The following is a 22,327-nucleotide window of genomic DNA, read 5'->3' as shown; positions in this document are numbered from 1 at the left end:
GAAACCACCATAAAAATACTCATTAAAAATATATGAAAGCATTGGCTTTTTGAAAATAAGAAAAAATGGTACTTTACTTCTTGATGAAAAAGTAAATGAGAAAATATCCATGCTCACTGACATTTGGAGATACTATGAGCGATAAAATACCAACAGACGATCATTTTATGGACATGCAAAAACCTTTTGAACTTTTTGCAAAGTGGCTTGAAAAAGCAACGATAAGCGAAATAAATGATCCCAATGCTATGGCACTCGCGACAGTTGACGAAACAGGTCTCCCTAATGTTCGAATGGTTCTCCTCAAAGACTATAGTCCTCAAGGCTTCGTTTTCTATACCAATTATGAAAGCCAAAAGGGAAAAGAAATTTTAAAATCAATGAAAGCATCCTTAGGGTTTCATTGGAAATCGCTTCGTCGTCAGGTCAGAATAAGAGGAATTGTTGAAAAAGTAACTCAGCAGGAAGCCGATGCTTATTTCCAATCGCGCCCCCGTGGAAGTCGAATTGGTGCATGGGCATCAAAACAATCTCAACCTTTAGAAAATCGTTTTGTCCTCGAAAAAGCCATTGCTCAATATACTGCGCGTTATGCTCTAGGCAATATTCCACGACCACCTTATTGGTCTGGGTTTCGTGTTAAACCCCTTTCTATAGAATTCTGGTGTGATCGCCCATTTCGTTTACATGATCGTCTACTTTTTACCCGCGATTGTGTTGAAAACAACAATTGGAAAAGACAAAAACTTTACCCTTAATCCTTCAAGCCTCATCGTTATAAAGTTTTTCCTCATGCTTAAACAATTACTTTCTATTTGCTAAATTCTAAAAAGAGGTAATTTATTTCATTTCAAGAAGAACTTTATTTTTCTATAAACGTTGGTTGATAATGTTCCTCATCGCTTGAAACTAGGTTAGCGATAAGATTCTTGAAGAGAAAATACTGTCTTAAGAAAAATGATGCTTTTACTTTTGAACTTCTGATAAGGGAAGCAGTGATATTCAAAGGAATCCTAGTATCATAAAATAGTCGTATCTATGTTGTTTCTAATGAATACATTGAAAGTGCACTTTCAATTAAAAAGTTGTTTATTCTTCTTCCCATCATCACAGAACATATGATTTTATCTAACGTGTTGTTAAACTGCATGATAAAATATCATCCATAAACCACCACAGACTAAACCAGTAAAAATTACAAAACCAATAAGCGAATTAGATTTGAAAAGCTTAAGACATTGTGCACTGTCATCGATATCAATAACCTTAATTTGAATCAACATATGGATGCTTGCTAAAAAAATTCCCAAAAAACTCAATAGAGGGACTTTAGCCAAATAAAATGCTAAACTCACGAATATAACAAAACCACCATACAAAAAGACTAAAGCACGCTTAGTTCCTTTGCCAAAGAGAAGCGCCGTAGAACCGATCCCCACAGTAGCGTCATCCTCTTTATCTTGATGTGCGTAGATGGTATCGTATCCTATGGTCCACAAGATTGATCCCACATAAAGTAAAATTGGTGCCCAGCTTAAACTTCCAAACACAACGGCCCACCCCATTAATGCTCCCCAATTAAATGCAACACCTAAAAAAAACTGTGGCCAATAGGTTACGCGTTTCATAAAAGGATAAAATGCAACAGCTATTAAAGACGAAATGCCCAGAAAAAAACTAAACCTATTAAATTGTGATAAAACACCTAAACCAACCAAACATTGCACAAGTATAAAAACTTTTGCTTGAAACCGACTCACATGACCTGTCGGTAATGGGCGAGAACGTGTTCTCTCGACTTGAGAATCAATTTTATGGTCAATAAGATCATTCCAAGTACATCCTGCCCCTCGCATAGCGATGGATCCTAGAAAAAAAAGAAAAAGGTACCAAATCCAATGGAGAAGCATTGGTAAAAGAGGCTCATAACGCATGTCATAAGAGAGAAAAGCCATTGTTGTTGACCAAAAACAAGGCCACATCAACAATTGCCATCCGATCGGCCGATCCCAACGCGCCAATTGCGCATAAAACCATAAAGAACAGGGAAGAAAATTATAGACCCATTGTTTGGCAGAGGCATCCATAACCCGTCCTTGACTATCATAGGACTGAACATGAGGAATATTTTTATTTTTTTTCATCAAATGATTTACCTTTAGTCTTGCGATAGAGACATTTCATTCTTATGAGAAGAGGATGAGATTAATCATCTTTTATGAGAGGAGCAAGCAATGAATATTCTTCTTATTGGCTCAGGTGGGCGAGAACATGCTTTAGCATGGAAAATAGCAGCATCACCACTGCTCAAAAAGTTATATTGTGCTCCTGGCAATCCTGCAACAGCAGAATTTGGTGAAAATATTAATTTAGACATTGATAACCACCCCCTTGTTATTGATTTTTGTAAAGCACATTCTATTGATCTTGTGATTGTAGGACCAGAAGCACCATTGGTTGCAGGTATAACTGACTCTCTTAATAACGCCAACATCTGTGTATTTGGTCCGACTCAAAAAGCTGCTCAACTAGAAGGTTCAAAAGCTTTTACAAAAGATTTATGCCGTAAGAATAACATTCCTACAGCAAGTTACCAATGCTTTAATGATGCAGCTAAAGCCAAAGCTTACATTCATCAACAAGGTGTTCCCATTGTCATTAAAGCGGATGGCTTAGCAGCTGGCAAAGGTGTTGTGGTTGCAACAACAATAGAAGAAGCATTGAACGCCGTTGATGCCTGTTTCAAAAATGCCTCCTGCGATGCAGGAAACAAAATTGTTATCGAATCTTTTCTTGAAGGTGAAGAAGCAAGCTTCTTTTGTCTTTGTGATGGTAAAATTGCCCTTCCCTTTGGATCTGCTCAAGATCATAAACGTGTGGGTGATGGCGATACTGGAGCAAATACCGGTGGTATGGGGGCTTATTCACCAGCGCCCATCATGACCGAAGAAATGGTGAATCGCACCCTCAAAGAAATTGTTGAACCTGCTTTAAAAAGCATGCATGAAATAGGCGCCCCCTTTAAAGGCATTCTCTTCGTTGGATTGATGATAACGCAAAAGGGACCCGAACTCATTGAGTTTAACGTACGATTCGGTGATCCTGAATGTCAAGTTTTAATGATGCGCCTCAAAGACGATATTCTGCCGATTTTTCTTGCTGCAGCTCAAGGGAATCTTGAAAATAAACCTCTTCAGTGGTCTGAAAAAGTAGCCCTCACCGTTGTTATGGCTGCGAATGGTTATCCAGGCTCTCCCCAAAAAGGAACTGTTATCCGTAATGTTGATAAAGTAAACAAACTTCCTGATGTGAAAGTTTTTCATGCTGGTACCGCATTGCGCAATGGAGAACTTATTGCAAATGGTGGACGTGTTCTCAATATAACAGCAACAGGAAAAACCATTACAAACGCACAAAAACGTGCTTATGAAGCGGTTGATTGTATTGATTGGCCAGAAGGCTTTGCTCGTCGTGATATCGGATGGCGCGCCATTGCGCGAGAAAACTAAATCTTTTGGTATTCTTTTTGACGATTTGATTCTTTCGCCTAACAGCATGATACGCTAATTTTCTTATTTGTTTTGGGTTGCTTATAACTTTGAAAAAAACGAGTCTATTTTCCTTAAAAAATAAAATACCGAAAAAGAACGCACTTCATGTTATCCACGCACAAAGAAATACCCCTCATGCTCTTTCTTCCATTTCACAATATTAACCATGAAGAGTATAAATCGATTCCACCATCTTTATTGAATAAAGGCAAAAACCGATACCATCATTGTATAAAACACCCAATCTTACCCATAACTTTTGTTATATAGAAAATTTATCAAAGAGTTTTTGCTTTTTTTATAGTCTTCATCCACATGAGCATCCCTTCCTGGTAACGTGCAAGACAATGATTTTGATTAGAAGAAAAAAATGAAATGAGAATATTATATTCGTCACTCTCATTCACTATGACAAAATGATCACTATTTTATAAATCAATAACTTGCTTTATAAAAAAGAAAGTAAAAAGACACTCTCAATAATCTGCGTGTGCTTTAACGATATAGCAAAACCAAAAATTACATCATCAACAAAAAGCATTGAATATAATTGATTCCTGCTACCAATATGTGCTGTCAAAAAAACTCTTATTTACAATCCTTGGCTTCCTCTTTGCCTTAAAAAACGAAGCTTCCTGCCAGAATCGATCTCTAAACAGTCAGATTTCTTATGGAGTTGGTTCCCCTTGTCTTCCCCTTATGTGCTTTACTGGTGTAAGGATCGATAAACAAATTGAAGAATATTCACCTCATCCGCTAAAAACACCGCATGTGTGAAGCTCGCATGTCTTTATCACCGCGCTAAAGAACCGCATTTACATCCCAATAAGATCGATGCTTATGGTCGCATAAAAATGAATGCACATGAATGTTACTGAAGTGCAATTCTATTTGCAATTACCAAACGCAAACCTAATGGATTTCTATAACGGAGTAAAAAACGCTTGTGTTTAGAATGCGGCGTTGTACAAAAAAATCGATGTAAATCAGAACGATCTTTTACAACCACAATGCGATTATCTTCATCAATCATAAGCATGGGAAGACCATAAGTATCCGCCCATAATCGCCAATCCAGAAGAACATTATTCAAATCTCTAGAAACCAAAAGTGGAATACAAGATTCTTCATCTGCATGAAGTAACTCTAATGCAACAGCTCTTTCTCCTGAACGTGTTTTTACAGTACGTGCTGCAATTCCTTTGAAATGATAAGGGGGGACTAAATGCGATACGCTTGAAGGTTTATCCGTTTTAAAAAAAACACCGCGTTCATTTAACGAACAAATGACCTTATTACCCGTTTTGGATGAAAAATACGACGTCGTTTGTGGCAAATGGCACGGATCCAACCGAAATTCAAGCACCGCTTTTGCCTGATTAAAGCCTTGATTAGCCATATACAGTGTCCCAATTTATCTTAAATAACATACACCTTTTAGCAACTTTTTCTCATTGGATTATTAAAAGTTTAAATAAAAAACAACTTGTTTCTTTTTTGGTTATTAAAACCTAAACAAAAATATAGATCAGCATTTTTGAATTATAATACTTTTCCAGGATTCATGATCCCTAAAGGATCGAGTGTTTTTTTTATTCCTCGCATAATATCCAATGCGACAGGCGATTTAAAAGAAAGAAGTTCTTCGCGCTTAAGCTGACCAATTCCATGCTCAGCAGAAAATGCACCTTGATAGTCCATCACTAACCTATGAATGCGATGATTCATTTTTGACCATAACTGCAAAAATGCTGTCGTATCAGCGCCTATCGGTTGTGTAACATTATAATGCAAATTTCCATCTCCCATATGTCCAAAACAAACCACCTGCGCCCCTGGAGCAATATCTTCAACAATAAGTGCTGCTTCAGCAATAAAATCAGGAATGGAAGCAAGTGGTACTGCAATATCGTGCTTAATTGATCCTCCCGCTAACTTCTGTGCTGGTGATATAGCTTCGCGCAATTGCCAGAAGAAATCTTGCTGTTTTAAAGATTGCGCAACAATTGCATCTTCTATCACCGCCCTCTTTAAAGCCTTTTCTAAAATAATACTCAACACGGACAATGCTTCATCATTGCCTTGCAACGATGAAATGTCCATTAATACATACCATCCATGTTTCTGCTGAAAAGGAGACTTCTCACACATCTTATACTCTAAAGCCATTTGCAAACTGAGATTTCCCATGAGCTCAAAGCCCGTCACCATTCCTCCTCCATATTCTTGAGCCAGAGATAAAAATTCAAGAGCCTTTTCTGGACTATGTAACCCCACCAAAGCAACGGCTTTTCCTTTTATTTTTGGAAAAATCTTCAAAACAGCTGCAGTTATAACGCCTAATGTACCTTCTGCACCAATAAAAAGATTTTTCAAATCATACCCGCTATTGTCTTTTTTAACAAAGCGCAAATCATCCAAAAGACGACCATCCGGTAAAACAACTTCTAAACCAAGGCAAAGATCACGCATATTGCCATAAGCTAAAACAGCAGTCCCTCCGGCATTTGACGAAAGATTTCCTCCTATTTGGCAAGAACCTTCAGATGCCAAAGAAAGAGGGAAAAAACGACCTGATTCATCTACTTTTTTTTGTAAATCCTGTAAAATAACACCAGCTTCTACAACAACAAAATTCCCCTCAAGATTTATCGCTCTCATCTTATTTAACCGCTCCACAGATAAAAGAATGCTCTCTCCTCTTTCATCTGGTTGTTGCCCCCCCACAAGCCCTGTGTTTCCACCCTGAGGTACGATTGGTGTGCGTGTTTGGCTCGCTAACTGCATGATCAATGAAATTTCTTGCGGTGAAGATGGACGTAAAAGTAAGGGCGTTTTGCCATGAAAAAGCCCTCGCTCTTCAAGCAAATATGGTGCAATCAATGCCTGATCTGTTATAGCATACTTGGTCCCAACAATCTCTCTGAACCTCTCAATTAATTCCTGCTCCATATTCATTTCTCCCTTGGAGCTGCAGCCCGTATAAGACGATCATTGATAGCCTCCCCTAATCCATATGATGGAATAGGTTCTACGGCAATACATCTCACTTTCAATGAATCCAATTCCTTCATGTATTGGAATAAATGAGAGGCTGCCTCTTCCAACTTTCCTTCCTCGCTAAGGTTTAAATTAAAAAGGGCATTTTCAGCCCCCATAACGCGCTTTGGACCAAACGCTAAAAGCGCTTCATCATTTTCTACCTTTTCTACATTCAAACGAATCGCGGCATTGGGAGCATAATGTGACTTTAACATCCCTGGAGCTTCAATCGCCGCCCTTTGATCTATCCGTTTTAGCGACTTCCCCAAAACTTCTTCAATTTTATCAGTTGCAAGCCCCCCTGGACGCAAAAGATAAATATTTTCACCACAAACCTTAATAATCGTTGATTCAAGCCCTATTCTAGTTGGTCCTCCATCCAATATCAAAGGAACAGATTCCCCCAAAGATGCAAAAACAGCCTCAGCCGAAGTAGGACTAAGACGCCCCGATTGATTCGCACTAGGAGCCGCAAGTGGACGGCCAAAACATTGAACAATGTCAGCAAAACGACTGTCTGGAAAACGAATAGCTAATGTATTTAAACCAGCAGTCGTTAAAGGATGGATATCATGTTGTGCTTTTAAGGGTAAAACCAATGTCAAAGGACCGGGCCAAAAGGCTTCCATGAGTTGGCGTGAAAGAAAATCAATTTCAACATAGCGCTCCGCCATTTCGATACCGTTGACATGTGCAATAAGAGGGTTAAATTGCGGACGCTTTTTTGTAGAAAAAATAGAAGAGAGTGCCCTGCCATTGGTTGCATCGCCCGCTAATCCATAAACAGTTTCCGTTGGTACCGCTACTAACTTTCCTTGTTCAAGGAGCGCTATTGCTTCTTTTATCGAAACGCTATTAAGTGGTCGAATCGTCATGACACATCATTCCTATAACGCTCTTTGAGTGGCGCAAAACTATAACGATGTAATCCTACAATTGGTCCCTTTTTATCAAGAGCTGTACGATGAGCTAGTGTTCCATACCCTACATGCTTCTCAAAACCATACCCTTTGTAAACTTGTCCAGCACATTCCATCATCCGATCACGCGTTACTTTCGCAATAATAGATGCAGCTGCAATTGAGACGGAACGCTGATCGCCCTTAATCAATGCCGTTGCGGGACAGGATAGCCGAGAGGGAATATCACGTCCATCAACAAGGATATAATGAACTGGAACAGCTAATCCTGTAATACAGCGACGCATTGCTTCCAAAGTTGCTTTTCTAATATCAGATTGATCAATTGTACGGGCGCAAAGACTAGCGACTGAAACGGCTAAGGCACTTTGCAAAATTTGATGATAAAGTTTACTGCGTTGAAGAAAGGAAAGCTTTTTTGAATCATTTAACCCTTCAGGAATATGATTTTTATCCAAGATGACTGCTGCTGTTACTACAGGCCCAGCAAGAGGTCCCCGTCCTACTTCATCAACCCCTGCTATATGCAAAAAACCTTGGTTTTGCAAATCCAATTCATATGAAAAGTTTGGCTGAAGCGGCAAATTAAACATCTTTGATAAATCACAAATACAACAAACACCCATATATTTCTGTAACCTGCTTATTTTTTGCAAGCATTACAGTTTTAAATAGCTCTTCAAATATTGCATGAATTCTTGCACAAAAGATAGAAATAAAATGTGAAATAAAAGAGTATCCTAACGTCCATTTTCTCTTCTAAAAGCTTATTCTAGTATGTATTTATTTTATCTAAAAAAATAGATTTGTTTAGTCTCCTCTTCATTATCTATAATAGAATCAGGGTAAAATAGAAGTTTTTATTTCTCAAATCGTTCCCAAAGTCATGATCGGTTTTACAAACCAATTTGGGTGCATTGATTTGATAAAAAGAGCTGCCTGTTGTGCTGCTTGTTGATTTTTAAAAATACCAAAACAAGTTGCCCCCGTTCCAGACATACGAGAAAAAAGAGAGCCACATTCATCTAATATAGATAACACTTGTGTTAATTGAGGGGCTATTTTCAACGCAGGGGAAAAAAGGTCATTACGCGTTTCTTGTAAAGCTTCAACCAATGAATCAACGCTCTTTAAAGCGACTGGATCAATTTTTAAAGGAGGATGATGGCGCTTGTCTAACGCTTTAAAAACAGCTTGTGTTGAAACCTCCTGTCCATGATTAACCAATACTATTGCAAGAGAACAAGCTTCTTTTAGTCGTATAATCTCTTGACCAATCCCTTTAACTAAAAGTGGCTGCTGATATTCCAATGCATAAAGACACATAGGAACATCAGCACCAAGGACTAAACTCATTTTTGCTAATTTTTCACAAGAACAATCAAGATTCCATTGTTGACGCAATATGCTGATAACCCCTGCGGCATCACCTGAGCCACCACCAATGCCTGAAGCAATCGGAAGTGTTTTTACAAGTCGAAAAAAAGCAGGTTGAGCCCTTTCAGGGAAAGTCTTATGCATAAAATTCTGTGCGCGAATAACCAAATTGTCTGAATGAGATACAAGTTCTTTTGCAAACGGTCCCGTTAAAATAAACTGGTCACTTTCACAAGGCGCATAGTGTAGACAATCACCGCTGAGACTAAAATAAACCAAACTTTCTATTAAATGATAACCATCAGCACGTTGCCCTACCACATGCAGAGCTAAATTTAATTTAATGGGTGTAAACACATAAGAATGTCTTTGAAATGAAGCTTGTACATCCGATGTCATATGACATAATATTCACTTTTACAGGAATCTTTTACAATTATCTCCCTTTTATTCACACTTTTAGCATCAGCCCTATAAACCGTTCGAAACATTCTCAATGTTTTTCTAAATAAACAATAAATACTATGAAGAAACATCATACAAAATAAACATAAACAACATATTCTCATTCGTATCATTTCAAGCTTCTTTCTTCTAATGTCTGTTTTTAGATAAAAAGCCCTTTTGCTTGAATGTTCCTTTTTATCACAAACCATAACGCTGCCAAAGTGCTCGCTCTTCTGCTGCCATCAATGCACTATCAACAGCCGTATAAACTGTATGAGCAGTCACTCCTGAAGGCGTTTTAAGCCCTAAAAAACTTTTAGGCGGCGTAATAAGTCGAATTTTTGCATCATTACCAAAGCGTTCCTTAATAACAGAGCGTACATCATTCAACCCGTCAATCAGACCAAGTTCAACGCCTTTCTTTCCACTCCAAAACATTCCTGTAAAAATATCTGGATCACTTGATAATTTCGCTGCACGCCGTTCTTTTACCAAATCAATAAAAGTTTGATGAACTTCAAGTTGAAGAGATTTCAAATGCTCAATATCAGCTTTTTTTTCAGGCTGAAATGGATCTAGTGTAACCTTGTTCTTTCCTGCTGTGTAAACGCGACGTTCCACACCAATTTTCTTCAAAAGTTCCGGAAAACCAAAGGAAGCTGAAACCACCCCAATGGAACCAACAATCGAAGAAGGATCTGCAAAAATTTCATCTCCCGCACAAGCAATCATATAACCACCAGATGCTGCGATATCTTCAATAAAAACAAGAACTTTTTTATTGTTTTCTTCTGCTAAATCGCGGATACGCTTGAAAATAAAACGTGATTGCACTGGAGAACCACCAGGAGAATTAATAACAATTGCAACAGCCGGTGCTTTTTTGTACGCAAAAGCCTTTTCTAAAAGATTGGCACATCTACTGAGGGAAAGCGTACGAGATATAGACGATGAATCCATAATTGCCCCTTTAAGGCGAACAACAGGAATTTCAAGTTTATTGGAAGAAAAACGGCGTGGAATAAGATTTTTGATCATGTCCATCAAAATAAAACCTTCTTATAAACTAGGGGAAAAGGCAAGGTAGTAAAAAAGGAAGAGCATAACTAAACACAAAAGTGCTTAAATAACTCCAAAACATAAACTCAAATCCCAATTCACCCAAAATTAAATATCCTTAAACAGTTAAAAGCTAGATCTAAACTTAAATAATAAACTAGAAAATACAAGATATCATTTTAAAAGTTCCCACAAACTTATACATCCATTATTAATTACATCAATCCGTGGTGAAAAAGCATGTCCTTCATCTTCATGTATAACCAACGCTGGTAAAATCGATAAAGCTGCTCTGCTCCCCCGTTTTGCGTAAAATAAAAGACGAATTGCCGGAGTTGATGCACGTGCATGAATGGGAATGATACAGATACTCCCAAAGCGGCCTTCTAGAGCATGTAAGATATCCATTAGTGACTGTGGACGTGCAATGAGCCCTAAATATCCACTTGGTTTAACGATGGCTGCCGCACTTCGAAACCAATGATCAAACATCGCTTCAGGCATAACATGTGCATCAGACTTCTGTTCATCAGGTGTTTTGCGATCCACAGGATTGTTAAAAGGTGGATTCATAATGGCAAAATCAAAGCTATTATCTATCAAACCTGCTTTTACACGAGCATTCCCTTTGAGGCTAACATCTGCTTTTAACAAACAAACTCGCTCAGCAAGTTTCTTATTTTGCTTTAGCATAAGTGTTTTTTGTGCATAAGATACCATAAAAGATGAGCGTTCCACCAATGTAACATGAACTTGTGAACAACGCGAAGCAACAGCCAACCCTGCTGCTCCAGCTCCCGCCCCTAAATCAACAACCGTTCCCTTTAAATCAGTGGGAACCAAGCTGGCTAATAACATAGCATCCATTCCAGAACGATGACCATGTTTATGGGGTTGAACCAAATAAAATTTCCCGCGATGAAAACTGTCTATTGTTTCATCACTCTGATTCGTTGTTTTATCCATTTAAAAGCCTAATGTTCATTATAAACTCGACTTTTCTTATCAATGACGCTTCAAATAAAGCTGTTGCAAATTTTTTCCTTACCCCTCATAGAAACAATATTATACAAGCTTTTAAAATATATTCTTGCACAGATCATTCAAAGTTTGCACTTTAAAGCAACATCAAAGGCTTGAGTCAAAACAAAACCCCCTTTATGCTAATATTTAAGAAATATAGAATTCATAGATGTCCATTGCAATACTCTGGGAGTCAACATATTGTGAGTGTAGCCACAAAACTAGATCAAACACAAAATAATCAAATATCCCTCCAATCTCTGATTCATCTTACAAAAGATGATATGGAGCGCGTCAATCAATTTATCCTCTCTATGGCAAAATCAGAAGTTGAAATGATTCCTGAAATTTCCAATCACCTTATTTCATCAGGAGGAAAGCGGTTACGCCCAATGATCACATTAGCTGCTGCTCATATGTTCGGCTATCAACATGACGGGCATATAAGACTTGCAACAGCCGTTGAATTTATGCACACAGCGACTTTGTTACACGATGATGTAATTGATGAAAGTGATTTACGACGCGGAAAATCTACAGCACGAATGATTTGGGGAAATCAAGCAAGTGTCCTTGTTGGAGATTTCCTATTAGGACAAGCTTTTAAAATGATGGTTGATGTTGGCTCTATAGAAGCGCTCTCTGTCCTAGCAAACGCTGCTGCAATTATTGCTGAAGGAGAAGTTATGCAACTTTCTGCCGCAAAAAATATCAAAACCAGCCCTTCAGACTATCTCAAAATCATCAATGCAAAAACAGCAGCACTTTTTTCGGCAGCAGCTGAAGTAGGCCCCATTGTTGCTGGTTATGGAAATAAAGAGCGTTCTGCATTACGTGACTATGGAACATCTTTAGGATTAGCTTTCCAATTGATTGATGATGCACTTGACTATAGCGGAAGTGCTCAAAACTTAGGAAAAAATATAGGGGACGATTTTAGGGAAGGAAAGATTACAATGCCTGTGATTCTCGCATATGAGCGTGGGGATATGGGCGAAAAAGCTTTCTGGAAAGAAGCCCTTGAAGGTGGCAATAGCAATGACGAAGCCTTTGTACACGCGCAACACTTAATGGAGAAATATAATAGTATCACAGATACCATAGAACAAGCACGCATCTATGGAACACAGGCAATTAATGCTCTTATTCCCATGAATAAAAATCTTGCTTACAATGCTCTCGTTGAAACTGTTGAGTTTTGCATTGCCCGCGTAAACTGATTCTTTGCAAGAATCGCAGTATTTCTTAAAAAAGTAATGAGATATGATTTATAAACGATACAATCGATTGATTATCTTAAAAAGGATTAGCTCCATGTGCTCTGCAACGGTATCCCGACTTTTTATCTTCTTTATCGTGGGTATTATGCTGATGCCATCCCCTACTTACAGTAAAATAAACACGCCGACTCATACAAGTTCATTTACAGGTGCTTATTTAGCTGGAAGAGTTGCAAATCATGAAAATAAAACAGATCTTGCGATCAATTATTTTAAACAGGCACTTGTTTATCAACCTGATAACATTGAAACACAAAAAGAGCTCCTTGAAGCTATGCTCTCAGTCGGAGACTTTAAAGAAGCTGTGCAACAAGCTAAAAAACTCAAAGAAAAAGATGTTATAACTCCCTTTGTTTCCTTAACGTTGTCAATAGAAAGTCTCATTAAAAAAGACTATAAGAATGCCAAGCTTCTTCTACAATTAAAAGAACCTCCCACAGCCAATAACCCAATACCTGAACTCATCGGTGCTTGGATTACATTTGGATCTGGACAAAAATCTCAAGCAATTGCTGATCTTAAAAAGCTCAAAGGTCCTGTCTGGTATGAGCTTTTTATATCTTATCATCTAGCACTTATGAGCGACCTTGCAGAACGACCACAGGATGCAAAAAAATATTTTATTAAAGCACTGAATAACAAACAGGGCACCCTTATCGCTCCTAATACCTATGAACGTATTATTACAGCCTATGCTTCATTCCAGTTGCGCCATAATATGCGTAAACAAGCTCTTCAGACAATCCTGCATGGCGAACAAATGTTGTCAACTCGAGAGGTTTTCAAAAACTTTCGAGAAAAAATTGAAAAAAATACTTTCTTAGAAAGGTTGATTAAAACACCTCAACAAGGAGCAGCCGAGGTGTTGTATAATTTTGGAACAGCTCTCAACCACAAAAATTCAGGACACATTGCACGTATTTTCAAACAATTATCTTTCGCCTTATATCCTCAAAATGACGCAACGCTATTTCAGCTCGCACATATTTCTGCTAAATTGGATGATCCTTATCAAGCCATCAAACTTTATCGCGCGTTATCCCCTAAATCTCCTTATTATAAAGATGGACAAATTCATCTTGCATTTCTTCTTGCCAATAACAACAATTATAAAGAAGCAATAAAACTATTGACATTATTAAATAAAAAATTTCCCAATGATCGTAACATTTTGATAACGCTCGTTGCTTTTTATATGCAGGATCATAAGTTTCTTGAAGCTATTCAAACTCTAGACTATGCTATTGCTCAGATAAACAACTTTCAGCAGGACGATTGGAAACTTTTTTATCAACGTGGTATTGCTTTTGAACGTTTAAAACAGTGGACGAAAGCAGAAATTGATTTGCGAAAAGCCCTTGAATTTTTTCCAAACCAACCGCAGGTTCTAAACTATTTAGCCTATTCGCTTGTAGAGAGAGGTGAGAAGCTTGAAGAATCACTCCATATGCTGCAAAAAGCCTCTGCTTTGCAAGCTCACAACAGTCATATTCTCGATTCTTTAGGATGGGCTTATTATAAACTAAAAGAATACAACAAAGCAGTCCAAATATTGGAAAATGCCGTCAGGTTACAACCTGAAGACCCAACATTGAATGATCATTTAGGGGATGCCTATTGGAAAGTTGGACGTAAACGTGAAGCAATATTTCAATGGAATCACGCAATTGACGGAAAACCAGAAAATTCTAAACAAATTCAAGAAAAATTGAAATTTGGTTTGCAATAAACAATGCTTAACCGTAAACCACATAAAATAATAAACAGAGAGACTAAAATTTCTTTAGTTGCTTTCTATGTCGTTCAATATTTAAAGAGTATAAAGTGTGAAACTGCCTGAGCATCTTAACCCTAAACGTTCTTTTCAGGGACTCATCTTAACTTTGCAAAATTATTGGGCACACTATGGGTGCGCAATTTTGCAACCTTACGATATGGAAGTTGGAGCTGGAACTTTTCATCCAGCAACAACGCTACGCTCTCTAGGTCCGCGACCTTGGAAAGTCGCTTATGTCCAACCCTCTCGGCGTCCAACAGATGGCCGATATGGTAAGAATCCAAATCGGTTACAACACTATTATCAATTCCAAGTGCTTCTCAAGCCCTCTCCGCCCAATCTACAAGAACTTTATATAAAGTCGCTACAAGCTATCGGGCTTGATACAACACTACATGATATTCGTTTTGTTGAAGATGACTGGGAAAGCCCAACCCTTGGCGCTTGGGGACTTGGATGGGAATGTTGGTGCGATGGGATGGAAATTTCTCAATTTACTTATTTTCAACAAGTTTGCGGCATTGAATGCGCCCCAGTTTCAGGAGAGCTCACATATGGTCTTGAGCGTCTAGCGATGTATATCCAAGGGGTCGATAACGTCTATGATCTTAACTTTAATGGTTTGGAGAAAGAAAATAAAATAAGTTATAGAGATATTTTTCTACAGGCAGAACAGGAATATTCATATTATAATTTCGAATTTGCTGATACGAAACTGCTCTACCAACATTTTATCGATGCTGAACGCGAATGCAATGCACTTCTTAATGCTGGAAAACCCAATAAAGAAAATGCATTCCATCGCTGTGTTTTTCCTGCCTATGATCAATGTATTAAAGCGAGTCATATTTTTAATCTTTTACAAGCACGTGGCGTTATTTCTGTAACTGAACGACAAAATTATATTCTCCGCGTTCGTGATCTCGCACGCCGTTGTGGGGAAGCCTTCTTACTCACAGAAGCTGGACAAATATATACTGGAGAAGCCTAATGTCTGATCTTCTTCTTGAACTTTTCAGTGAAGAAATCCCTGCACGTATGCAACGAAAAGCTGCTGCTGATCTTAAAAAAGCCGTTACAGATCAACTTGTGAATGCTGGATTGACCTATAAAGCTGCTCGTGAATATTGGACCCCCCGTCGACTAACATTGGATATCCGTGGACTTTCTATACGCTCAAAAGATATCCATGAGGAACGCAAAGGTCCCAGTACAAAATCACCACAGCATGCAATTGATGGTTTTCTCCGTGCAACGGGGCTCAACGATATTTCTGAAGCGCAGATTGGACATGATGATAAAAAAGGGGATTTTTATGTTGCTAAAATTGTAAAAAAAGGCAGATCAGCAGAAGAAATTATTGCCGATATTTTACCAGATATTATTCGCAACTTTCCGTGGCCAAAATCTATGCGTTGGGGAAAAGATTCCGCAAAAAGTAGTGCTCTAAAGTGGATTCGACCTTTACAAAATATTCTTTGTGTCTTCGGTCCAGAAATTGGTGAAACGCATGTTATCCCTTTTACAATTGGTTCTCTTGAAAGTAACAATCTCACTTATGGTCATCGTTTCTTAAGCGACGGAAAGCCATTCCAAGTGCGCCGCTTTGATGATTATGTGATGCAACTTGAAACCCATAAAGTGATTCTGGATGCAGAAAGACGAAAGAATATTATTTTAGCGGATGCCCAAAATCTTTGCTTTGCAAACGGTTTAGAACTGGTTCAAGATAATCTCCTCCTAGAAGAAGTTGCGGGTCTTGTTGAATGGCCTGTTATTCTTATGGGTGATTTTGATAAATCATTCCTTGATATTCCTCCAGAAATTATTCGCTTGACCATTCGAGCTAATCAGAAATGTTTTGTCACCCGTAAACAAGGAGAAAAGGTAAAACTTTCTCACCACTTTATTCTTGTTTCTAATATTCTTGCCAACGATGAAGGCAAAGAAATTTCGAAAGGAAATAGTAAGGTTGTTCGTGCCCGTCTTTCGGATGCCCTTTATTTTTGGCAAACAGATCAGCGTGATTTGCCCGATATTCAACACTTGGAATCTTCTGTAAAAAAATTTGATCTTGATATAAAGAAACCTCTTGATCAAAGAATGGCGCGACTTGATCATTTGAATGTAACTTTTCACGCCAAATTAGGGACGCAAGGTGCAAGAGTAGAACGCATCGCTAAACTCGCCCAAGAAATTGCACCTTTAATACAAGCAGATCCTCTTTTAGCAAAGCGTGCAGCAATCCTTGCAAAAGCTGATTTGCAAACGGAAATTGTCGGAGAATTTCCTGAACTACAAGGGGTTATGGGGCAAAAATATGCCCTTCTGCAAGGGGAAGATCCTCGCGTAGCTGTCGCAATTGAAGAACATTATAAACCTCAAGGACCAACAGATCGACTTCCACAAGAACCACTTGCTATAACCATTATGCTTGCCGACAAAATTGACATGCTGGTTGGCTTTTGGCTCATTAATGAAAAACCAACGGGCTCGAAAGATCCCTATGCATTAAGACGAGCAGCCTTGGGAATTATTAGGCTTGTCCTTTCACGAGACTGGAAAATTAATCTTATGCCACTGTTTCAGTTGGCAACGGATCTTTTCGTACAACAAAAAAATAAATATGAAATCTCTCAAAAAGAAAATCCACAATTGCAGAATTTTCTTCCAGAAAAAACAGAGTATATTTTATCCGATCTATTATTCTTTTTTCATGACCGTTTAAAAATCCATCTAAAAGAGGAAGGGGCTCGCTATGATGCCCTTGAAGCGGTTTTAAACAAAGATTCTGATGATTTTTTATTGGTTGCACGTTATGTCGAGTCTCTTATCGCTTTTATTAATACCCAGGATGGAATGAGTTTTGTAGCCTCTGTAAAACGTACTGCCAACATTCTTGAAAATGAATTTCAAAAAAACACAACAATAGCGCATGAAATTAATCCTGAGCTCTTTGTTGAAAAAGAAGAAAAGCAGCTCTATGATGCAATCTGTGAAGTGGAAAGAAAAGTTCTTGCGCCCATCGATGCAACAAATTTATCATTTGCACTTGATATTCTAGTGCCGCTTGGAAAATTGATAGATCTCTTTTTTGAAAAAGTATTGGTAAACGATAAAAACCCTAACGTTCGTGCGAACCGCCTAGCTCTTCTCAAACGTACTCACACACTTACACAAGCGGTTGCAAACTTCTCAAAACTTGTCCTTTAAAACTAAAATGTCCTATGAACTGATAAAAATAATAAAGATGAATTTTTTCTTTTTTATTAATAAATATTTCAGAATATTATAAAGAATTCTCTCGTGAAATTTGCTCTAACTTTAAAAAGCAATAGAACTTTTTATCGTCAATGATGCTTTATGTTTAATCATAAACACTGTATATTGTGAATTTTCCTTATCATAAATCCACTCTCCTATTGAATCAATTAAAAAAATCCTCCGCACCCTACAAGCTGGATGAATGTGTCAATAACTTATTAAAAAAAAGTTCTCCTCACGAATAGTTCCAAGTAAAATAGGTGCTATCTGTTTGCACTTTTATTAAACAAGAAGATATCATACTCAGTAGATTTTATACACTTTATGGGGAGTATTCCTCTTCATAAATGCTGTCATAAAATGAAGGAGGAAAATATGTTGAGAATTTTTCTCCAAAATAAGCATATAAATGTGTACCGCATGGCTATTCTATAAAATAAAACCCCTTTGGATTGCTTATTCATTGGCTTTCTTTAAAGAAATCTTTTTAAAGTCTCCCAAGCCCTTTTTACGACGAAGACCATAAGTGTGTATAATGATAAAGCCATTTAGACCCCTATCTTTGCGCTTGTAAAAAAAGCCAGCGAACTCCCTCACATACTTTTACCAGCCCCAAATGCTGCCGATAATCCTTAGCTCTTGAGAGCGTTCATAAGAGATGACTTTTCTTGCACAATTTTGTTCACAAACCATTCTCCCTTGTCGCGTGCAAAAAAACGATTTTGATTAATTCAAAATAGAACAGTTTTGAAATGAGAAAGGTATTTTCCATAAAACTGCCCAACATAAAAGCAGTTGCTCAATACAAAAATCGTCACACTATCTTAACTGATAATATAACAACAGTGCTCGCTTATCGCTTCATACAAACAAAGACAATAGCACTTCTCATTATAATCTTTATGAAAAAAATCAAAAGATCAACCTAAGCTAGAGAACACGGCCCTTTAAACTCAATCCACAGCGAACTGAAGACTAGCATCATGATATAGTAGATTAAAGCATTTGATATTGAAAAAATTATACACTTAAAGGAGCAGTTTTTTATCTCTAAAATGCCATTAATTAAGATATGTTTTCATCTTTCTCAATGATTCTTTCGAAAGAGCCTCTTTAACAAGTTCATCTGACCTATTAGAATCTAATTCCTTTGTAATAAGAGTACGTGCTGTAGAAATTGCCAAATCGATAGCTGATGAAGAAACCATGCGGATTGCATCTGCTTCTGCTTGAGCGATTTTTTGCTCAGCCAATTTATTGCGGTTTTTTACATATTCTTCCGCTTTTTTACGAGCTTCAGCAATCACGGATTCAACTTCATGCTTTGCCGCTGCAATAATTTCTTGTGCATCTTTTTCTGCTTCTGCATGCTTGCGTTGATATTCAGCTAATATTTCCTGTGCCTCTTCACGAAGACGTAGAGCCTCATCCAGCTCATCTTTGATACGCTTCGCGCGTGCATCAAGATGATGTAAAACTTTCTGCGGAATCTCGAAATAGACTAAAAGAGCTAAAAAAAGAACTAATCCAACAAAAGCCCAAAAAGTATCACTCATCTTTGTCTTCCTCAATAATCGGCAGTTTTAACAACTGAACGAACAACCTCTTTGCTGATATCAACATCAATCAATTTTTTCACAATTTCAAGGGCGACTTCTTCAGCGATAGAACCAACATTTTGCATCGCTTTATCGCGAATTTTTGCTATCTGTTTTTCAGCATCTGCAAGCTTTTTCTCTAAACGCTCTTCAATTTCCTTCCGTTCAAGCTCTGCCTTTTCTTTTAATTCTTCACCAGCAGCTTGTGCTATGGTATGAGCTTTCAAACGCGCTTCTGCTAATTCACGCTCATAAGTTTCAACAACAATATCTGCTTCCTGCTTCATGCGCATTGCCTGATCTAAATCAGATGCAATCCGATCTCGACGTGTTTCAATAACACCACCAATACGCGGTGCAATCACACGAGAGATAAACAGATAAAAAAGTCCGAAAGAAATTGCCAACCAGAAAAAATGCGAACTAAAATGAACAAAATCAAAAGGCGGAAACACACGATTTGCATGCTCTGCCACTTTCTTGATATGTTCTATCGACGTTTCAGTATTCTGTGCATAAGCGCTGGAAACAAACATCTTCTTTCATCCTTTAGATAGCTTAAACCCTCTCTAACCAATGATAATTAACGAATAATTCTCTGGTTAAGAGCCTAAAAGGGCAAATCTTTCCTCCTAGCGAGAACAAATATACCCTTTTGATGATGATTAAACTCCAAAAAGAAGTAATAAAGCAATGAGCAATGAAAAAATACCCAAAGCTTCTGTCACAGCAAAACCAAAGACGAGACGTCCAAACTGACTATCTGCGGCTGATGGATTACGTAACGCACCAGAAAGATAGCTCCCAAAAATATTACCAAGCCCTAAAGCTGTTCCAGCCATACCAAAGCAAGCAAGACCAGCGCCAATATATTTTGCTGCAAGCACCATTTCCATATTATTCTCCTTTAAAGCGAAATTGCACTATTCGACGGAAAACCGCCAGTTTTATTAATGTCCTGGATGAATTGCATCATTAAGATACATACATGTTAAAACTGTAAAGACGTAAGCTTGAAGAAATGCAACCAAAAACTCAAGAGCTGTAATCGCTACAGTCATAATAAGGGGCAAAATCGAACCACCAACGCCCACGATTCCTACCCCAATCATTGAAACAACAAAACCTGAAAACACTTTGAGCGTAATATGACCAGCTAGCATATTTGCAAAAAGACGAAGCGAAAGACTGATGGGGCGGGAGAGAAAAGATATAATCTCAATCATTGTCACGAGAGGCAAAACGACGACAGGAACCCCACTGGGAACGAACAGTTTCAAAAAACTAACCCCATGTTTATAAAAGCCATAACCAATCACCGTCAAAATAACCACCATTGCCAACGAAAACGTGATCATGATCTGAGAGGTCACCGTGTAAAAATAGGGGAAAAGACCAATAAAGTTAGCAACCAAAATAAAAGTAAACAGAGAAAAAACTAAAGGGAAAAATTGCATTCCCTGCACACCAGATGATTCCCGCAAAGTCGACGCGACAAACTCATAGGCCATTTCTGAAAGAGATTGCATCCGCGTTGGAACCAATCCACGACTTGATGATGAAATAAAGAGAAAAACAGAAGTTATAACAACTGTAACGACTGTAAACAATGATACATTTGTAAAGGATAAATCCATATTCCCTATGGAAATCTTAATCAGCCGTGAAATCTCAAACTGATGAATAGGATCTGGAGCGTGCGCTGTCACTTCAACCTCATTTATCGGACCTTCTCATTGGTCTCTTTATTTTGTTCATCTTGGCGCAATACGCCTTTTTGCCCTAATTGACTGGAGGAAACATACCCCACAGACCGAAGAATACTCAATACACCAGCAGCAAATCCAAGAAAGAGAAAAAACACCAATCCCCACGGCCATGAACCTGCTAACTTATCAAACCCCACCCCCAAAACAATACCAACAATAACACTTGCTAAAAACTCACTGGAAAGCTTAATCGCATCCGCCATCCTTCCTTGTGATTTTTCCCGCCTACCCTTATGCTCACGCTTCCTTAATGCTTGCTTGCGGACTAAAGCTACGCTTAAGTTCTTACTACGACATTCCAAATCCTCTGAATGAAAACACTCTCTTTGCTTTTTCTCTCCAGCCTTCTTGCGACTTATAACGGGTTTTTCGCCCATCGCCATCATTGGCTCCTTCATCAAAAAGCAAAGTAAAAATGCATCTCATAAAACCGTGTGCATCATATTGTTCCCGAATTTATTCGTCAAGACACTAAAAGAAATCTATCACCAATTATCGTATAAATTTTATCGCCTAAATAACAGATTTTTCAATTCGCATGCTTTTTTAAAGATATTTCTTAAAATCCCCAAACCAATTTCACAATATCTCTTAAGAATACATAAAAGCTTCTGTGAATAATATAAAACTCACAGATCCACCCTCTTTATGCTGAAGCGACAAGACGGCACCATTATACACTTTGTTGACCCCAATGTTGCAACAGCTCGCGTCTTGAAAAAAGCATAAAGAGCATTTCTTTAAGTTTGTGATATAATGAGTTACAATTTCAAATAGAATACAATAAAATCCGAATACGATCGCTATACCGTTTTATACAATTTTACCCTACTTATTAAATTTCTCCCTTTAAAAATGAAGGTTGTTAGATTCAGCGGATATTTTTACTTTTTATTAAAAAGAAATCATCGCAAACAAAAGTGCTTATGAATACTCTTTAGTTTTATGAAAAGATAATTTCATGCTTCTTTATAAATAAGCATCATCATTATATTCCCTCCCCTCATATTGTCTTTATTTTTACATTAAAATACACTCTTAAAAGGATTGTGTGCTCTTTCTTCAATATTCCCTATTAAATTCTTCTCATAACATACAAATAAAGAAGCTTTATCAAGAAAAATTAAACTGGGAAAGTTCTATAGCACGCATGATCAATGATTATCGATTTATCAAGACGTTAAAATAAAGATTTTTTTCTTTTATGAAAAAGAAGATAT

The 22,327-nt window shown here is 37.8% G+C and carries 19 protein-coding genes; 6 read left to right on the top strand and 13 right to left on the bottom strand.

Going from position 1 to position 22,327, the window contains the following annotated elements; all coding sequences use genetic code 11:
• The first annotated feature begins 134 nt into the window (after positions 1-134).
• Positions 135-758, top strand: a complete 624-nt coding sequence (gene pdxH / locus T429_RS0101290; RefSeq protein WP_005773950.1) for a pyridoxamine 5'-phosphate oxidase — start codon at positions 135-137, stop codon at positions 756-758.
• A 381-nt stretch (positions 759-1,139) separates the two neighbouring features.
• On the opposite strand, the gene ubiA is transcribed toward pdxH, so the two are convergent.
• On the bottom strand, positions 1,140-2,144 hold the full coding sequence (gene ubiA / locus T429_RS0101285; RefSeq protein ID WP_005773951.1) for a 4-hydroxybenzoate octaprenyltransferase: 1,005 nt from the start codon (positions 2,142-2,144) through the stop codon (positions 1,140-1,142).
• 90 nt (positions 2,145-2,234) lie between these two features.
• On the opposite strand from ubiA, the gene purD reads away from it, so the two are divergent.
• A complete protein-coding gene (purD, locus tag T429_RS0101280) occupies positions 2,235-3,509 on the top strand; it encodes a phosphoribosylamine--glycine ligase (RefSeq protein ID WP_005773953.1) in 1,275 nt (424 codons plus the stop codon).
• A gap of 913 nt (positions 3,510-4,422) precedes the next feature.
• Here the strand turns inward: purD and T429_RS0101270 are convergent.
• From T429_RS0101270 to T429_RS0101235, 7 genes are all read right to left on the bottom strand, one after another.
• Complete coding sequence (locus tag T429_RS0101270; RefSeq protein ID WP_005773954.1) at positions 4,423-4,950, bottom strand: DUF6101 family protein; 528 nt, start codon at positions 4,948-4,950, stop codon at positions 4,423-4,425.
• Between the two features lie 143 nt (positions 4,951-5,093).
• Positions 5,094-6,503 carry an FAD-binding oxidoreductase gene (locus T429_RS0101265; protein ID WP_005773955.1) on the bottom strand — a complete coding sequence of 470 codons (1,410 nt, stop codon included), beginning with the start codon at positions 6,501-6,503 and terminating at the stop codon, positions 5,094-5,096.
• Between the two features lie 2 nt (positions 6,504-6,505).
• Positions 6,506-7,468: an L-threonylcarbamoyladenylate synthase gene (locus T429_RS0101260; RefSeq protein ID WP_005773956.1), complete on the bottom strand. Its 963-nt coding sequence runs from the start codon at positions 7,466-7,468 to the stop codon at positions 6,506-6,508.
• Positions 7,465-8,106 carry a ribonuclease HII gene (locus T429_RS0101255; RefSeq protein ID WP_026500823.1) on the bottom strand — a complete coding sequence of 214 codons (642 nt, stop codon included), beginning with the start codon at positions 8,104-8,106 and terminating at the stop codon, positions 7,465-7,467. Before T429_RS0101255 ends, T429_RS0101260 begins: the two co-directional genes overlap by 4 nt.
• Before the next feature lie 274 nt (positions 8,107-8,380).
• Entirely contained in the window at positions 8,381-9,289 is a 909-nt protein-coding gene (locus tag T429_RS0101250; protein ID WP_005773959.1) for a 4-(cytidine 5'-diphospho)-2-C-methyl-D-erythritol kinase, read from the bottom strand.
• A gap of 246 nt (positions 9,290-9,535) precedes the next feature.
• Positions 9,536-10,381, bottom strand: a complete 846-nt coding sequence (locus T429_RS0101240) for a S49 family peptidase (RefSeq protein ID WP_005773960.1) — start codon at positions 10,379-10,381, stop codon at positions 9,536-9,538.
• Positions 10,382-10,570: 189 nt separating this feature from the next.
• Positions 10,571-11,362, bottom strand: a complete 792-nt coding sequence (locus tag T429_RS0101235; RefSeq protein WP_005773961.1) for a tRNA1(Val) (adenine(37)-N6)-methyltransferase — start codon at positions 11,360-11,362, stop codon at positions 10,571-10,573.
• Positions 11,363-11,622: 260 nt separating this feature from the next.
• Between T429_RS0101235 and T429_RS0101230 the strand changes: the two genes are divergently transcribed.
• The 4 genes from T429_RS0101230 to glyS all read left to right on the top strand — a co-directional run bounded on the left by T429_RS0101230 (position 11,623) and on the right by glyS (position 17,689).
• Positions 11,623-12,639, top strand: coding sequence for a polyprenyl synthetase family protein (locus T429_RS0101230; protein ID WP_005773962.1), 1,017 nt, complete (start codon positions 11,623-11,625; stop codon positions 12,637-12,639).
• Between the two features lie 94 nt (positions 12,640-12,733).
• Positions 12,734-14,428 (top strand): tetratricopeptide repeat protein, encoded by a 1,695-nt coding sequence (locus T429_RS0101225; RefSeq protein ID WP_005773963.1) that lies wholly within the window; start codon positions 12,734-12,736, stop codon positions 14,426-14,428.
• 97 nt (positions 14,429-14,525) lie between these two features.
• Positions 14,526-15,467 carry a glycine--tRNA ligase subunit alpha gene (locus T429_RS0101220; protein ID WP_005773964.1) on the top strand — a complete coding sequence of 314 codons (942 nt, stop codon included), beginning with the start codon at positions 14,526-14,528 and terminating at the stop codon, positions 15,465-15,467.
• A complete protein-coding gene (gene glyS, locus T429_RS0101215) occupies positions 15,467-17,689 on the top strand; it encodes a glycine--tRNA ligase subunit beta (protein ID WP_005773965.1) in 2,223 nt (740 codons plus the stop codon). The genes T429_RS0101220 and glyS overlap by 1 nt, the downstream gene beginning before the upstream one ends.
• 1,112 nt (positions 17,690-18,801) lie before the next feature.
• Here glyS and T429_RS0101205 read toward each other — a convergent pair.
• The 5 genes from T429_RS0101205 to T429_RS0101185 form a co-directional block, all read right to left on the bottom strand.
• Positions 18,802-19,296, bottom strand: a complete 495-nt coding sequence (locus T429_RS0101205; protein ID WP_005773966.1) for a F0F1 ATP synthase subunit B — start codon at positions 19,294-19,296, stop codon at positions 18,802-18,804.
• 11 nt (positions 19,297-19,307) lie between these two features.
• Positions 19,308-19,874, bottom strand: coding sequence for a F0F1 ATP synthase subunit B (locus T429_RS0101200; RefSeq protein ID WP_005773967.1), 567 nt, complete (start codon positions 19,872-19,874; stop codon positions 19,308-19,310).
• 129 nt (positions 19,875-20,003) lie between these two features.
• A complete protein-coding gene (locus T429_RS0101195; RefSeq protein ID WP_005773968.1) occupies positions 20,004-20,234 on the bottom strand; it encodes a F0F1 ATP synthase subunit C in 231 nt (76 codons plus the stop codon).
• A gap of 54 nt (positions 20,235-20,288) precedes the next feature.
• On the bottom strand, positions 20,289-21,047 hold the full coding sequence (locus T429_RS0101190) for a F0F1 ATP synthase subunit A (protein ID WP_005773970.1): 759 nt from the start codon (positions 21,045-21,047) through the stop codon (positions 20,289-20,291).
• Between the two features lie 11 nt (positions 21,048-21,058).
• The gene (locus T429_RS0101185; protein ID WP_005773971.1) at positions 21,059-21,490 is read right to left on the bottom strand and encodes an AtpZ/AtpI family protein; all 432 of its coding nucleotides are present in this window, start codon (positions 21,488-21,490) and stop codon (positions 21,059-21,061) included.
• Between the last annotated feature and the right edge of the window lie 837 nt (positions 21,491-22,327).

Origin of the sequence: Bartonella elizabethae F9251 = ATCC 49927 (assembly GCF_000518165.1) — a bacterium.
Taxonomy (GTDB): domain Bacteria; phylum Pseudomonadota; class Alphaproteobacteria; order Rhizobiales; family Rhizobiaceae; genus Bartonella; species Bartonella elizabethae.
The sequence above is the reverse complement of the archived record's forward strand: the minus strand, read 5'-3'. Positions and strand labels throughout refer to the sequence as shown.